This window comes from Sorangium sp. So ce375, from assembly GCF_051473855.1.
Lineage (GTDB): Bacteria > Myxococcota_A > Polyangia > Polyangiales > Polyangiaceae > Sorangium.
In genome coordinates, this window is the sequence record NZ_CP150335.1 from 10,696,252 (window position 1) to 10,710,752 (window position 14,501).

Annotated in this window: 11 protein-coding genes; 5 read left to right on the forward strand and 6 right to left on the reverse strand. The window is 70.7% G+C overall.

What is annotated here, in order from left to right; all coding sequences use genetic code 11:
• Positions 1-1,013: 1,013 nt before the first annotated feature.
• Positions 1,014-1,724, reverse strand: coding sequence for a hypothetical protein (locus WME90_RS40030; RefSeq protein WP_437277346.1), 711 nt, complete (start codon positions 1,722-1,724; stop codon positions 1,014-1,016).
• A 98-nt stretch (positions 1,725-1,822) separates the two neighbouring features.
• Here WME90_RS40030 and WME90_RS40035 point away from each other — a divergent pair, with 98 nt between their 5' ends.
• Together WME90_RS40035 and WME90_RS40040 are read left to right on the forward strand one after the other, a co-directional pair.
• Positions 1,823-2,311, forward strand: a complete 489-nt coding sequence (locus WME90_RS40035) for a nitrate reductase associated protein (protein ID WP_437277347.1) — start codon at positions 1,823-1,825, stop codon at positions 2,309-2,311.
• A 60-nt stretch (positions 2,312-2,371) separates the two neighbouring features.
• A complete protein-coding gene (locus WME90_RS40040) occupies positions 2,372-3,406 on the forward strand; it encodes a BMP family lipoprotein (RefSeq protein WP_437277348.1) in 1,035 nt (344 codons plus the stop codon).
• Positions 3,407-3,439: 33 nt separating this feature from the next.
• On the opposite strand, the gene WME90_RS40045 is transcribed toward WME90_RS40040, so the two are convergent.
• Genes WME90_RS40045 through folP form a run of 3 tightly spaced genes read right to left on the reverse strand, consistent with a single transcriptional unit; the run spans position 3,440 to position 6,616 of the window.
• Positions 3,440-4,378 carry a CdaR family protein gene (locus WME90_RS40045; RefSeq protein ID WP_437277349.1) on the reverse strand — a complete coding sequence of 313 codons (939 nt, stop codon included), beginning with the start codon at positions 4,376-4,378 and terminating at the stop codon, positions 3,440-3,442.
• Complete coding sequence (gene cdaA / locus WME90_RS40050; protein WP_437277350.1) at positions 4,375-5,700, reverse strand: diadenylate cyclase CdaA; 1,326 nt, start codon at positions 5,698-5,700, stop codon at positions 4,375-4,377. The genes WME90_RS40045 and cdaA overlap by 4 nt, the downstream gene beginning before the upstream one ends.
• Complete coding sequence (folP, locus tag WME90_RS40055; RefSeq protein WP_437277351.1) at positions 5,693-6,616, reverse strand: dihydropteroate synthase; 924 nt, start codon at positions 6,614-6,616, stop codon at positions 5,693-5,695. The genes cdaA and folP overlap by 8 nt, the downstream gene beginning before the upstream one ends.
• Positions 6,617-7,111: 495 nt before the next feature.
• Here folP and WME90_RS40060 point away from each other — a divergent pair, with 495 nt between their 5' ends.
• The 3 genes from WME90_RS40060 to WME90_RS40070 all read left to right on the forward strand — a co-directional run bounded on the left by WME90_RS40060 (position 7,112) and on the right by WME90_RS40070 (position 12,320).
• Positions 7,112-9,028, forward strand: coding sequence for an HDIG domain-containing metalloprotein (locus WME90_RS40060; protein WP_437277352.1), 1,917 nt, complete (start codon positions 7,112-7,114; stop codon positions 9,026-9,028).
• A gap of 65 nt (positions 9,029-9,093) precedes the next feature.
• Positions 9,094-10,821, forward strand: a complete 1,728-nt coding sequence (locus tag WME90_RS40065) for an acyl-CoA dehydrogenase family protein (protein WP_437277353.1) — start codon at positions 9,094-9,096, stop codon at positions 10,819-10,821.
• A gap of 260 nt (positions 10,822-11,081) precedes the next feature.
• Positions 11,082-12,320, forward strand: a complete 1,239-nt coding sequence (locus WME90_RS40070; RefSeq protein WP_437277354.1) for a serine/threonine-protein kinase — start codon at positions 11,082-11,084, stop codon at positions 12,318-12,320.
• A gap of 73 nt (positions 12,321-12,393) precedes the next feature.
• Here WME90_RS40070 and WME90_RS40075 read toward each other — a convergent pair whose 3' ends face one another.
• Positions 12,394-13,146 carry a hypothetical protein gene (locus WME90_RS40075; RefSeq protein ID WP_437277355.1) on the reverse strand — a complete coding sequence of 251 codons (753 nt, stop codon included), beginning with the start codon at positions 13,144-13,146 and terminating at the stop codon, positions 12,394-12,396.
• Between the two features lie 66 nt (positions 13,147-13,212).
• Positions 13,213-14,313: a DUF362 domain-containing protein gene (locus WME90_RS40080; RefSeq protein WP_437277356.1), complete on the reverse strand. Its 1,101-nt coding sequence runs from the start codon at positions 14,311-14,313 to the stop codon at positions 13,213-13,215.
• Positions 14,314-14,501 lie beyond the last annotated feature (188 nt).

Below are 14,501 nucleotides of genomic sequence, written 5' to 3' on the forward strand. Positions count from 1 at the left end.
TGTCACTTTCTGCGTCGCGTCATTATTAAGTAATCGAAATCACTTGATTAAGCAGGACCCGCTCTCTCCCTCGGGCCAGGAGCAGGGGGCTTGGGATGACGCATTGCACCAAAAACAGGCTCGCGCTGGCTGAAGTGTTGCCAGAAGAATTCACGTGTGCTCCGGGTGCGTTACCGGGTGCGCGCCGCGCGCGTGACACGGACAGGGAGGCTGCGTTGACGAGCCGCGGCAAGGCACGCTTTCGCGGCGCTGTGGCGCCACGGCGCGCGATGGAGCGCCGCGTGTTTCGGGACCTCGAACCTGGCTTTTCACGTCGGAGACCAGGGAAGGCGTTGCCTCGGTGCTCGCCTCTCTCTCCTAGGTTGAGCTCCAGGCGAGCCCGCGCCCCGATGAGCCTCATTGACGCTGGCCGGCGCGCCGAACGCGCCGCGCTAGCGCGCGGATCCTGCGCGCACGCGCAGGGCTAGAGCGCAGCGCGCGGCCGCGCCGGCAGATCGCCCTCAGGCGAGCAATAACGCAACGCGTTGCAACGAGGCACCGATCGACGCAGATCCGGAGCGGGTCAATCTCGATTGCAGTTCAGCGGGTGGACGCGTTCTTGTCCAGGAAGGGCGTTGCGGTGTCGCCCCCCCGGACATCCCATCTGCTTCGGCGTGGCCGCCACGCACCCCGACCGCGGCTGCGGCGCGATCCCGCCTGCTCACCGCCAGAGGCGCCTGAGATGAAAAAGGTCTCCGCCATCCGTGTAAAAACTCTTTGCGAGCCATCTTCACGAGGTCTGGTGCTGTCCTTCGATATCGAGAGGTGGAATCGGCCCGCGTGATGGACTTCTGCTCTCGTGCCGCTCGGCCGCGCAGGTACCCGGCGGCGGCTCACCGGCTCCTCGCCATGGCGAGCGGCACGGCGCTCGAGATCGTGGGTTGATCCCGCGCCCGTCGCCTGCCGAAAGGCGGAAAACGAGGCGCGACTCCCCGTCCGTTGCTTGGCTCGCGCGCTCGCGCGCTCGCCACGGCTCAGCGAGCGGACACGATGCTCAAGGAGACCCGGGCCCGCGCGTTCTGGTAGTACGCGTCGAGCGCTTGGGCGAGCCGCTGCCCGACATACCAGCGCTTCAGCGCCGGGGCGACGTCCTCGTAGCGCTGATCCTTGAACGGCGTGGCGCCGGAGCGCAGGACGATCTTGAGCTCGAAATCGGTCGGCTCGAGCATCGGCGCGACCATGCGGTCCAGGTACAAGCTCGCGCGCGCCTGACGGCGCAGCAGAGCGTCGAGCTCGTCGGAGCTCATCCCCTCGGCGGCCGCCGCGGCGAGGAGGCGCGCGCGACCGCGAGCGCGCTGCTCCAGCGCGATCCGGGCGGCCTCGGCCCGCTTCGCCACCTCTGCCGAGGTCGGCGCCGGCGAGATCGGCAAGCTGGCGAGCAGCGTCTCCGCGATGTGCCGGTCGAGCGCGGCACGGACGTGCCTGTCCCGGTAGAGGCCAGGCTCCGCGTCGGGATCCGCCAGCGCCTCGAGGCGCGCCTCGAAGGCGAGCTCTCGCTCGAAGATGAACTGAGGCCGTCGCACGCCGCCCGTCTCCGGCGCGTGCCAGCGCACGACGACGCGATCGAGCTGCACGGGCGCCGCCGGCGGCGCGACCGGGGCGATCTGGCCGCGTGCGCTGGGGGCCAGCGACGCGAGGAGCGCGAGCAGCGAGAGCTGCGTCGTGAGGGGCCCGGAGCGGCGCACGTCGGCAGGCTAGCGCAACAGCGCCGCGCATCCCATCCCGGGCGCGACCTCGGCTCGCGGGGCGCCCGGAGCGCGGGGTGCGGGTATAGGATGGCGCCATGTACAGGCAGTTCGCGCTCGAGGGCGAGGTCCACGCCTCGCTCGACTGTGTGCCCCTCTCGGTGCGGCGGAAGCTGGACCTCGCCGAGCTCAAGATCTCGCTCGCGGGGTGGCAGGCGCTCTCCCGCGCGGAGCGGCTCGCGCTGTGTCACCTGCCGGTCGACACGGACGAGGACGTCGCGGTGTACGCCGAGGTGCTCCGCGGCTTCGCGGCGCGCGCCGGGGTCACGCTCGCCCCGCTCGCAGGCGCGCCGGTGCGCCGCGCGGCCTGGGACCGCGAGAGCGTCAGCGCGCGCCTGCGCGATCGGCTCGGCCCGGACGGCGCGCTCGATGAGGGCGCGCTCGACCGCCTGGCGGAGCTGACCGAGGAGGAGCGCTACGCCATCGTCAAGCTTGCCGATCCCAAGCGCGGGCCCGAGAAGCTGCGCGCGCTGCTCGGCGAGCTCGGGCTGTCCCGGGACGCCGGCGGCGAGCGCCCGCCCGGCTGAGCAGCCGAGCGGCGCGCCGCTGTCGTCCGCTCGATCTGCTCGATTCGATCTGCTCGCTCCATGCCCGCCGCGCTGTCGCTCCGCCGTGCCACCGCCGTCGTCGCGGCCCTCGCCGCCCTGTCGCTGCTCCTTCCCGCGCGCGGCGAGGCGCCCCGGGCCGAGGGCGAGCGCGCGCCCGTCCGCGTGGGCCTCGTCTTCGACGTCGGCGGGCGCGGTGACAAGAGCTTCAACGACGCGGCGGACCTCGGGCTCGCCCGCGCCGCGCGCGAGCTCGGGGTGGCCACCGAGGTGCTCGAGCCGAGCGGCGCGGAGGATCGCGAAGCGGCGATGCGGCTGTTCGCGGCGCGCGGCTTCGATCTGGTGATCGGCGTCGGCTTCATCTTCTCGACCGACGCCGAGATCGTCGCGCGCGCGTTCCCGGCCACCCGCTTCGCGTGCCTCGACTACGCGCCGCCGCCGGCCGGCGCCCCGCCGGAGAACCTCGCTGGCCTCACCTTTCGCGAGGAAGAAGGCTCCTTCCTGGTCGGCGCCGTCGCCGGGCTCACGACGGCGACGGGGCGCGTCGGCTTCATCGGCGGCATGGACATCCCGCTCGTCCACAAGTTCGAGGCGGGCTACCGCGCTGGCGTGCGAGAGGTCTGCCCCGCGTGCGACGTCAGCGTCGCCTACGCCGGGACGACGCCCGACGCGTTCCGCGATCCGGTGAAGGGCAAGGCGCTCGCGGTGAGCCAGGCGGCGGCGGGCGCCGACGTCCTCTTCCACGTCGCCGGAGCGACGGGTCACGGCGTGCTCGAGGCGGCGCGCGACATGGGCGTCAAGGCGATAGGCGTCGACAGGGACCAGCACGACGAGATGCCGGGGACGGTGCTGACCAGCATGATCAAGCGCGCCGACGTGGCGGTCTTCGAGGTGATCCGCGCGCTCGTGGAGGGTCGCTTCGAGGGCGGCGTCTCGTCGTTCGGCCTGGCCGAGGGCGGCGTCGGCTACGTGAGCGAAGGCCCGCACGCGGCGGGGATCCCGGACGCGACGAAGGCGCGGGTGAGCGCGCTGTCCGCGCGGATCGCGCGGGGCGAGCTCGTCGTCCCCTCGCGCTGACGTCCGCGGCGGCGGAGCGTCAGCGCGCCGCGCTCACCACTTCACCATGACCTTCGACGGGTTGACCTCCGCGGTGACCCGCGGGACGTCGACGAGCACGTCGAGGAAATCGCTGCCCGGCTGGCTCAGATCCAGGTTCGCCGCCTTGGGCTCCACGCGCGCCACGATCGCGTCGGCGTTGACGGCGCCCACGTCCTCGGGCGTCCCCGTGATCCTCACCTGCACCACGGCCGGCGCGACCGTCGCGCGCGGGATACCGACCACCTCGACCTTGCGCTCGAACGTCCGCGTGGCGAGCTCGCGCCCGATCTCGAGCGTCGCCATCACGCTCTCGACGCTGTACGTCACGAGCTTCGGCGGCCGCTCGAGCGCCAGCTGCCGCTGGTAGGTGCCCTCCGTGAGCCCGCTGATGTCGAACGGCGCGGTGCGCGCGAGCTGCATCACGTCGACGACCGAGCGCGGGCCGCGGGCGCTGAGCATCGGCGGCTCGACCGAGATCGTGCCCTTCACGAGGAACCCTTGCGCGGCGTCCCCCGTGCGGGGCACGTGAACCGGGACCGCACGCGTGACGACGTCGTCCCAGCCGAGCTCGATCGTCGACGGGTACATCTGCTCGACCACCAGCCCGGCCGGCACGTGAAACATCGAGGCGTCGAGATCGATGTGCGTCACCGTGCCGTTGCGCAGGTCGAGCCGCAGCGTCCCGAGGCTCTCGGCGCGCAGGTCGTCGAGCTGCGTGCGCGAGCCCCGCACCGTGACCGCCACCTCGTTCGGGATCTGGGTCATGAGCTGGCGGTTGCTCGACTCGGGCGGGAGGATCGAGACGACGCTGAGCATCAGCGTGCGCTGCGCGTTCTCCGCGCCGTGGATGAAGGCGTAGAGGCACAGCGCGAAGGTGATCGAGAGCAGCTTGAGGCCGAGGTTGTCGAGCAGCGCCGAGCGGAGCGCCTCGCGGATGCCGGCAAGCGTCATGGCTCATCTCGCGGGGGCATCCCCTCCGCGCTCCCCTTGGGTGCGGCGGTCGGCGCGACCTGCCCCGTCGGAACGAAGGTGCGCTGCGACGGGACGGGAGAGTCGGTCGCGGCCGCCCCGGGGACATCGACCATGGCCGGCCGGCCGCGCTCGGACGGGCGATCCGCGTCCTGCTGCGCGGCCGCTCCCCCCGGGCTCCGCGCCTCGGCGCCGGCCCCGGCCGCGGCGCGCAGGTCGGCGCTGGAACCGCTCGCGGCCCGCGCCTCGGCGCCCGAGCGCATCGGGGTGGAGGTCGACATCCGCGCCATAGGCCGCGCGTCGGGGTCCGCGGCCGCCTTGATCATCGAGGACGTCTTCGAGACCGGCGCCACGGACTTGGCCTCGATCGGCGCGGGCTTCGCGGCGGCGGGCTTGCCGGGCTCGTGCGCCTGCCCGGCGGCGCCTGGCGCCGCGCCCACCGCGGGGCTGCGCGCCGGCGGCGTCGGGAGGCTCGTGCGGCCGACCTGGGCGACCTTCTTGGCGAAGCGTCGCCTGCGCGACGAGCGGCCGAAGAGCCCGAGCAGCGCGTGCCGCAGCGACTGGCCATCGAGGTTCGAGACGATGTTGCCGCTGAAGCAGAAGCTGATCGTGCCGCGCTCCTCGCTGACGACGACCACGACCGCGTCGGTCTCCTCGGTGATCCCGAGCGCGGCGCGGTGGCGAGAGCCGAGGCTGGCGTCGAGGATCTTTGTCTCCGGCATCGGGAAGAAGACGCCGGCGCGCGCGATCTTGAGATCGCGGATCAGCACCGCGCCGTCGTGCAGCTTGTTCACCGACTCGGGGACGAACAGCGAGACGAGCAGCTCCCGGGTCACGACCGAATCGATGTGGATCCCCTCGCTCTTCACGAACTCCAGCACGTTGGCGTCCTGCTCGAAGGCGATGATCGCGCCCATGCGGTGGCGGGCGAGCTCGGTCGCGGCGGCGACCACCTCGTCGATGACGCGCGACTGTTGCTCGCGGCCGCTCGTGAACCAGTTGCTCCCGCCCACGCGGATGAGGGCGCGTCGGATGTCGTTCTGGAAGACGACGACCACGATGAGGATGATCGAGGAGAGGAGCCAGGAGAGGAGGTTGAGGAGCGTCGTCAGGCCGAAGATCTTCGCCCCGAGATAGATCAGGAAGACGATGCCGAGCCCGAGGCCCATCTGCATCGCGCGGGTGCCGCGCAGCACGAGGAGCGCGCGATACACGACGTAGGCGACGATGAAGATGTCGACGAGGTCCCGGATGACCTGCGTCACCGGCCTCGCCGAGAAGAGGCGGAGGAACCCTTCAACCATCGCCGCGCGCCCCCTGGGCGAGGGGTGCATCGGGGCGCCGCCGGCCGCCGGCGCCCGCGCGCTCGATCGCGCGCATCACGTCGAGGGCCTGCCGCACAGGGCGGATGTCGTGGACACGGACGGCCGCGGCGCCGCGCGCGGCGCACGCGAGCGTCGCGGCGACGGTGCCGCCGAGCCGGTCCGCGGGCGGCGCGAGCTCGGCTTCCCCGCGGTCGCCCCGCGCCGCGACCTCCGAGGCCGCGGCCCGCGCCAGGAACGACTTGCGGCTCGGCCCGACGAGCACCGGAAAGCCGAGGGCGCACAGCTCGTGCAGCCTGGCGCACAGCTCGAGCGACTGCCGCGCGTTCTTGGCGAAGCCGAGGCCCGGGTCGAGGACGAGCTCGCCCTCCGGCAGGCCTGCCTCGATCGCCCGCGCCGCGGCGCTCGACCACTCGCGCGCCACGTCCGCCACGACGTCGCCGTAAGCGTCGTCGGGGTACGCGGAGAAGCCGGCCATCGACGACATCGGGCCGCGGCTGTGCATGAGCACGAGCGACGCCCCGCGCCGCGCGCAGAGCGCGCCGAGCTCCGCCGCGCTGTCGAGCGAGATCGAGTTGACGACGGCCGCGCCGTCGTCGAGCGCGCGCGCCGCGACGGCGGGAGACGTCGTGTCGATGGAGACCACGGCTCCCCTCCTCACCGCGTCGCGCACGCTCCCGCCGATGCGCGCGATCTGCTCGTCGTCCGGCACGGGCTGCGCGCCCGGCCGCGTCGACTCCGCGCCGATGTCGATCATGTCTGCCCCCTCGGAGAGCATCGCATCGATCTGCGCGAGAGCCGTCTCTTCATCCGCGAAGCGACCGCCATCGGAGAACGAGTCCGGCGTGCGGTTCAGGACCCCCATGATCACCACGCTCCTGCGGCGTTCGAGCAGCATGCGCAGCGGGGACATTTCCTGTGGGTAGCAACTTTTGCGCCGAACGGCAATTGTCTGCTCGAATCGATGTTTTCCAGGAGCAATTGGAACATCGCGAGGGTGGTCCGGCGCGTCGCGCTCCTCCAACGCCGGCTGGACCGGCGAGCGCGCGCCGGCGTTGGACGGCGCACCGGCGTCGACATTCGGCTCCGGGGGTCGGCTTCCAGGCGGCCGCCCCGCGCGCGGGTAGGTAGGTAGGGCGTCAGCGGGAACCATGGGGGACAGAGGGCTCCGAGGGAACCGGGGGAGCGGGGAGAACGGAGGCCGTCAGGGGATCGGCGCGCCGGGGGCCGTGCTCCGCGCGCCGCTGACTCGGCCTCGCTTCTTTGCTAGGGTCCCGCCTACACATCGACATCGGCGGCCCCCGCGGTCGTCCGGTGGCGGCGGGGAGACGCGCGAGCGTGCCCTGTCAACCGTTTCTCAGGCTGCACCCAGCGGACGAGACCGAGCGGTTCCATGCTGCGCACGCGTATCCGGGCAGGTCCCCTCGCCGGCTTCGTCTTGAGCGCCCTCTTCGCGGCGTGCTTCGCCGTGCTCGGCGTGGGCGAGCTCTTCATCCCTGCGCTCAGCCCCGAGATGGGCAAGCCCGCGCCCGTGACGCTGCGGGTCCCGTACGGGCCGCGGATCGTGCGCGACACGCACGACGGGAGCTTCACGCTCTCGTACGAGCACCGGCGCGTCATCGTGCCGCGCGGCACGGTCCTCTCGGAGCACAACGAGGATCACGACGCCGCGATGGCGTACGAGACGGTGCGGCGCATGCGGCGGCCCGGGCTCGGCGCGCGCGTCGCGAGCATGTACGCCATCTACCTCATCGTCTGCCTGATGTTGACGGTCTACCTGCGCCGCTTCGGGCAGAACCGGGTGCGGCTGCTCCGTACGCAGGTGGGCATGTTCGTCCTGATGACGGGCTCGCTGATCGTCGCGAAGGCCCTCCTTCTCTTCACGGCGCTGCCCGAGTTCTGGATGCCGGTCGCGGCGCTCCCGCTCTGGGTGGCGATCGCGTTCGATCGGCGGACCGCGTTCCTCGTCGAGGTCGGCGTGGCGTTCATCGCGTCATCGCTGCTCCGGTTCGACGTGGTCCTCCTGTCGGTGCTGCTCGTGCGCGGCATCGCCGCGACGATGTTCTTCTTCAAGCGCAAGGGCTCCAGGCAGCTGCTCGTCGCGTGCAGCCTGGCGGGCGTCGCCGGCGCGATCGGGTTCATCGCGCTGACCGTGCTGTTCGAGGGGAGCTTCGATCTCGGCGCCGATCTGAAGCGCTGGCTCGGGTCCAACGTGCTGGCCTGCATCGGCGGGGGGCTGCTCGTCGGCATGCTCGGTCGGAGCCTCCGGGAGCCGGCCGAGCGGGCGATGGGGCACGTGCCCCGCGACAAGCTGCTCGATCTCACCGACCTCGAGCAGCCGCTGCTCAAGAAGATGGCGGCGGAGGCGCCGGGCAGCTGGGAGCACGCGCGCGCGATGGCGAACCTCGCCGAGGCCTCGGCCGCGGCGATCGGCGCCGACGCCCTGCTGACGCGCGTGGGCGCCTACTACCACGACCTCGGCAAGACGGTGCAGCCGAAGTACTTCATCGAGAACCTCGCGCCCGGCGAGCGATCGCCGCACGAGGATCTCGAGCCGGAGGTGAGCGCCGACGCGATCATGGCGCACGTGGTGATGGGTACGAAGATCCTGCGCGAGGGCAACATCCCCGAGCCGGTGGTCGAGTTCGCGTACACCCACCACGGCACGCAGGTCGTCGAGTATTTCTGGCACAAGTGCGTCGAGCACGGGAACCCGAAGGATCTGACGCAGGAGCACTTCCGCTACCCCGGCATGAAGCCGCAGACGAAGGAGACGGCCATCCTGATGCTCGTCGACTCGATCGAGGCGGCGTCGCGGACCATCTGGCCGCCCGAGCACAAGAAGTTCGAGGAGATGATCCAGCGGGTGATGTTCTCGAAGCTCGCGTCCGGCCAGCTCGATCAATCTGGGCTGACGATCGAGGACCTGCGCATCATGACGAGCCGGATGGCGTCGACGCTGGTCAACATGTACCACGGGCGCATCAAGTACCCGTGGCAGCGCGAGAGCGATCGCGCCGGGCACACACCTGCGCCGCCGACGGTCACGCCGCACCCCACGCGTCCCGCCACGCCCACGCCCGTCCCGGCGTCCAGCGCGCCGGCGCGGGACGGGAGCGCTGCCCCGCCGTCCTCGTCGAGCGCGCGCGGCGCTTCCCCACCGCCGTCATCGAGCGCGCGAGGCGCTGCCCCGCCGCCCTCGTCGAGCGCGCGGGGCGGGCCCCTGCCCGCGGGCGTGGACGAGGCCGGGGGGCCCGTGAAGGACGAGAGCCCGGCGGAGTCCGTACGGACTCCGCGAAAAACCCACTGAGCAGGCCGGGCGCGCCGCGCGCTCCCGTGGAGGCCGAGCGGCCTGCGCCCGGAAAGGACGGTCCGATGCCTCCCACGATCGAGCAGAGCTTCATGAAGGCCCTCTTCCACGGCATCATCGCCGAGGACATCATCTTCCCGTATCCCGAGATGCCCGCCGAGGATCGGGAGACGACGTCGATGATGCTCGACAGCGTGCGGAGGTTCTTCGCGTCGAGCGTCGACAGCGGCCGGATCGACCGGGAGCACACCATCGATCCCGGCCTCTTGGCCGAGATGAAGCGGCTCGGCTTGATGGGCCTGCAGATCTCGGCCGAGCACGGCGGCGTCAACCTCAGCAACATGGCGTATGCGCGCGTGATGCAGGAGATCGGCGGGCTCGACGCGTCGATCGCCGTCACCCTCGGCGCACACCAGTCGATCGGCTTCAAGGCGATCCAGCTCTTCGGGACGGAGGACCAAAAGCAACGCTATCTCCCGAAGCTCGCGACCGGCGAGTGGATGGCGGCCTTCGCGCTGACGGAGCCGGGCGCCGGCTCGGACGCCGCGGCGATCAGGACCCGCGCCGAGGTGTCGCCCGACGGCTCGTATTACACCCTGAACGGGTCGAAGATCTGGATCACGAACGGCGGCATCGCCGACGTCTTCACGGTGTTCGCCCGGACCTCCGCGCTCGAGGAGGGGAAGAAGCCGAAGCTCACCGCCTTCATCGTGGAGCGGGGCATGGGCGTGAAGAACGGGCCGAACGAGCAGAAGCTCGGTATCCGGGGCTCGTCGACGACGGAGCTCTTCTTCGACGACGTGCGGGTGCCGCGCGAGAACGTGCTGGGCGAGGTCGGCAAGGGCTTCAAGGTCGCCGTCGAGGTGCTCAACAACGGGCGCCTCGGGCTCTCGGCGGGGTGCGTGGGCGCGTGCAACACGCTGATCCGGATGGCGCTCGACCGGGTCCAGGAGCGGCGCGCGTTCGGCCGGAGCATCGGCGACTTCGGGCTCATCAAGGACAAGATCGCGACGATGCTGGCGCACACATACGCGCTCGAGTCCGTCACCTACCTGACGGCGAGCCTCGTCGACGCCAAGGTCCCCGACTTCTCGATCGAGAGCGCGATCTGCAAGGTCATGGGGAGCGAGACCCTGTGGTTCGTGGTCAACGAGACGCTCCAGATCGCGGCCGGCATCGGCTACATGGAGGAGTACCCCTACGAGCGGCACCTGCGCGACGCGCGGATCAACATGATCTTCGAGGGGACGAACGAGATCTTGCGCTGCTTCATGGCGCTCTCCGGGATGAGCGGCCCGGGCAAGGCGCTCGCCGACGTCGCGAAGGCGATGCGAGAGCCCATCAAGGGCTTCGGGCTGCTCAGCGACTTCGCGCTCCGCAAGGCGCGCTCGGTGCTCGGGCGCGAGCGGATGTCGAAGGCGCACCCGCTGCTCAGCCGGGAGGCGGTGATCTTCGAGGACTGCACCGCCGAGCTCGCCACCCACAGCGAGGACATGCTCAGGAAGCACGGGCGGGAGATCGCGGAGATGCAGTATGCGCAGCGCCGCATCGCGGAGATGGCCATGGACCTCTACTGCATGGCCGCGTGCATCTCGCGCACGACCCGGGCCATCGAGCGGCGCGGGGAGGACGGGGCACGGAGGGAGATCGATCTCACGACCGTGTTCACCGGCATCGCGCAGAAGCGGCTGAGGCAGCACGTCGCTGACTTCCAGAAGAACGACGACGAGCTGCGCAAGGCCATCGCGGTGCGAGCGTATGCGGATCGCGCCTACCCCTTCGACATTCTATAATCGCAGTCTGCCGTACCTCGACAGACATCGATTCACCTCAAGTCACATCAAGTCACATCAAGTCACACGAGCGCCACGAGCGTTTCGGCGCGATACGCTCATTCTCTGTGAGCTGCGCTCTATTTCGGGACGTTTTCAGCTCACCGTCCGGACGGATTGCTCTATAGTTTGATCAGGCGTAGTATCTGGGGTGGACCCTTCGACAGGAATCGGGTGATCACTTGTCCCAGGCTAGAGCATTGGGTGGCAGGTGCGGAGCCATGCAGGAGACTGCTGAAGGTCGTGCCATCATGGACAAGTACCGCCTCGAGCGCAGGCTCGGCGGCGGTGGGATGGGTGATCTGTGGCTGGGCTTCGATATCAAGCTCAGACGGCGGGTCGTCATCAAGTTCATCCGGAGCTTCGCGGCGACGGAGCCGGAGCTCATCGCCCGCTTCGAGCGCGAGGCGCGCGCGTCCGCGCGTGTCCGGAGCCCCTACGTCGTCGAGACCTACGATTACGGCGTCGATCGCGGCTGCGCGTTCATCGTGATGGAGTACCTCGAGGGAGAGGACTTGAATCGTCGCCTCGAGCGCGAGGAGCGGCTCCCGCTCGCGCAGGCGACGACCTTGTTCACGCAGCTCGGCAAAGCCCTCGACGCGATCCACGCCGCGGGGGTGATCCACCGGGATCTGAAGCCGGGGAACATCTTCATCACATCTTCGGCCGGCGACGATCTGGTCAAGGTCGTCGATTTCGGCGTCGCGAAGTCGTCCTGCTCGCGCGATCGGATCACGAAGACGGGCATGGTCCTCGGGACGCCCAGGTACATGAGCCCCGAGCAGACCATGGCGCCCAAGCAGGTCGATTACAGGAGCGATCTCTGGTCGATGGCGGTGATCCTCTACCGCGCGATCACCGGCCAGTGTCCTTTCGCGGGCGCCAACATCAATGAGCTCGTCAGGCACATCTGCCAGACGTCGTTCCCGAAGGCGTCCGCGCTCGCGCCGGAGCTCCCGCCCGGGATCGACGCGTTCTTCGCCAGGACGTTCGAGTTCGATCCCGACGCGCGGTTCCAGTCGGGCAGGGAGATGATGGAAGCGTTCTCCGCGCTCGTGCAGATGCCGGTCTCCCTGAAGTCGCCGGAGTCGCTGCCGGCGTTCCCCATCCCGCCGCCGTCCGAGCGGAGCGCCATCGTGAAGCGGAGCGATGTGGGCGCGGTCGCGGCCCCGCTTCGCTGCGCGATGGATCAGACGACCATGGCCGCCATGCTGGCGAAGCCGGCGAACGATCTCGGCAGCACCACGTCGCCAGGCGCGGTCGTCGAGCCCGCTCCCGCATCGTGCGACCGGCAGAGCGAGGTCGTGCTGGACAGCAGCGTCCTGCCGCCGCTCCGGGTCCCCTGGATGGTCGCCATCGCCCTGCTCATCGGGGCCGTCTCCGTCGTTTGCCACAGCGTGGCTCAGGGCGCGCCGTGGTCGCTGGAGGCCGCAGAGAGCGAGGGGCCGACGGGACCTTGATCCCGCGGGGCGCCACGCCGCCGTCGCGAAGATCGCCGCGACGGGCGTCGCTGCGATCTTCGCGACGGCGGCGCTACCGCGCGCTGGTGGCGGGCGCCTCGGTGATGCGGGAGGTCCACCTGAGCTTCGGGGCGCCCTCGTCGATCCAGCGGTCGCGCACCCGGCGCGCGAGCTCGGGGTGCTGGCTCGCCTTGACCGCCATCGCGGCCACGAGGCACGTCCCTGGCCACGACTCGTAGACGGCGATCGCTCCGACGTACTCGTCGCTCGCGAGCACCGACTCGACGCTGCCCTGGAGGACCTTGAACACGAGCGGCCGCACCTCGCCGTCGATCTCCTGCGTCGTCCGGATGATCTGCGCCTCCCCGAGCCGCACGCCATAACCGTCGGCGAGCGGCGCGGTCTTGGTCCAGAACTCGTCGAGGCAGCTGTCGGGATCGCTCGGCCCCGAGGTGTCCGTGTAGAGGAGCGACAGGGCGGCGTAGTGCTCGTCGCCGTACCGGAAGGTCGCGCGCGTCGGGTAGGTCAAGATCCGCACCCTGCGCCAGCTCTTCCAGTCGACGAGGGGCACGTCGAGCGTTTTGAACCGGTCCTGCTGCCTCCCCCAGGGCTCGACAAGCAGCCGCTCGAGCGCGGCCCGCTCAGGGTCGGCCGCGTCGCCCCCCGGGTTTTCGCGGGTGACCGACGCCGGCGTCGGAGGCGATCCCGGGGGCCTCGTCGGGGGCGCGCTGCCGCAGGCGAGGAGCGCGAGGGACGCGAGGAGCGGGACCGCCGACGCGATCCCCCGGCGTGTGGACGAGCGCGCAGTCGGCCTGGAGCAGGACATGGGCAACACGAGCCTCGGCGAGCGATCTCATCGACGGCGGTCACGCGGGCGGGTCCCGCGGCGCCGCTACAATCCGACCTCGCGCATCGCGATTTTATTCTTGTCGAAGATGCCCAGCCCGAGCTCACCCGCGATGCGGATGTACGAAGGTTCACGGCTCGCCTCTTTCAGCGTGGGCAGCCCGTTCTCCTTGCGCCACGTCTCGACAACGCCCCAACCGATCACGTCCATGGCGACCGGATCCGTCGTCGCGTAGACCGACTCGTGGAGGACGCGCCGCTTCGGGTTCTTGTCGAGCGGGCCCTGGTCGTAGATGAGCTTGAAGCCGTCCGTGATGTGCAGGCGGACACGGCTCTTCACGACGTCCTGCCCGTAGAGCTCCGCGATCTGCGGGCTCGCTGTGTGCTCGTGGAAGGAGTGCGGGTTGATGGTCGCGCCGTGGGTGATGTTCTTGAGGCAGCCGGTATAGCCGCAGATCGAGTGGTCCTTGATCAGCGAGACGTTGATCACCGCCGTCGCCTCGGTGAACGGGCGCACGAACTTCGTGGGGATGCCGCAGACCGAGATGCTCTGCATCACCGCGTCCTTGTTCTCGTGAACCGCGGCGCGGATCCCGGCCGGGAACTCGGCCGCGGGCTTGGCGCTGCGGTCGGCGCAGCGGGTGCCGGCGAGGAAGGACGGGTACTGCTCGAAGATCTCCACGTTCTCCGCGGGGACGCCCGCCGCGAGCACCCCGCGCACGATCTCGACCACGAGCTCCTTGTTGGTGGCCATGGTCGCCCCCTTCTGGCCGGCGATCCCGTTGGTCTTGATCGCCACGCGGTCGTCCTTGTGGACGAACCGCGCGAAGGCGTCCCCGAGGTCGGCCTTCCCGGTGAGCTCGGCCATGGCCCGCTCGAGCATCATCTTCGCCGCCGACGCGTCGGGCCAGAGGCCGTTCGGCTGCATCGAGTTCGCCTTCGTGACCTTCACGATCTTCCCCGGGATGGAGAGCGGCGTGAAGCCGGGGGGCGGCGAGGCCGCGAGGCTCAGCGGCGCCTCCGCGAACGCCGCGCGCGGGCCGAGGAGCGCGGCGCCCGCGGCACCGGCGACGAGCCCGCCGAGGAAGCCTCGGCGCGAGCGCCCCGCGGGGCCGGGATCAACGAAGCGACGGGGATCGTAGGGCATAAGACCTCGTGGTGAGCACCTTGCGCAGGTGGCGGATGCCGCCGGTCGCCGGGCGCCGGGGCGCTGATGGTAGCCGAGCTTCTCGCTCGAGACACGGCGCCCGGCCGCCCGGCGGCGAGGTCGACCGCGCCGCTTCGGCCCCGCCGCGCGCCTCCGCCATGGCGGCGCCAGGCCCCGGAGCGCCTGGC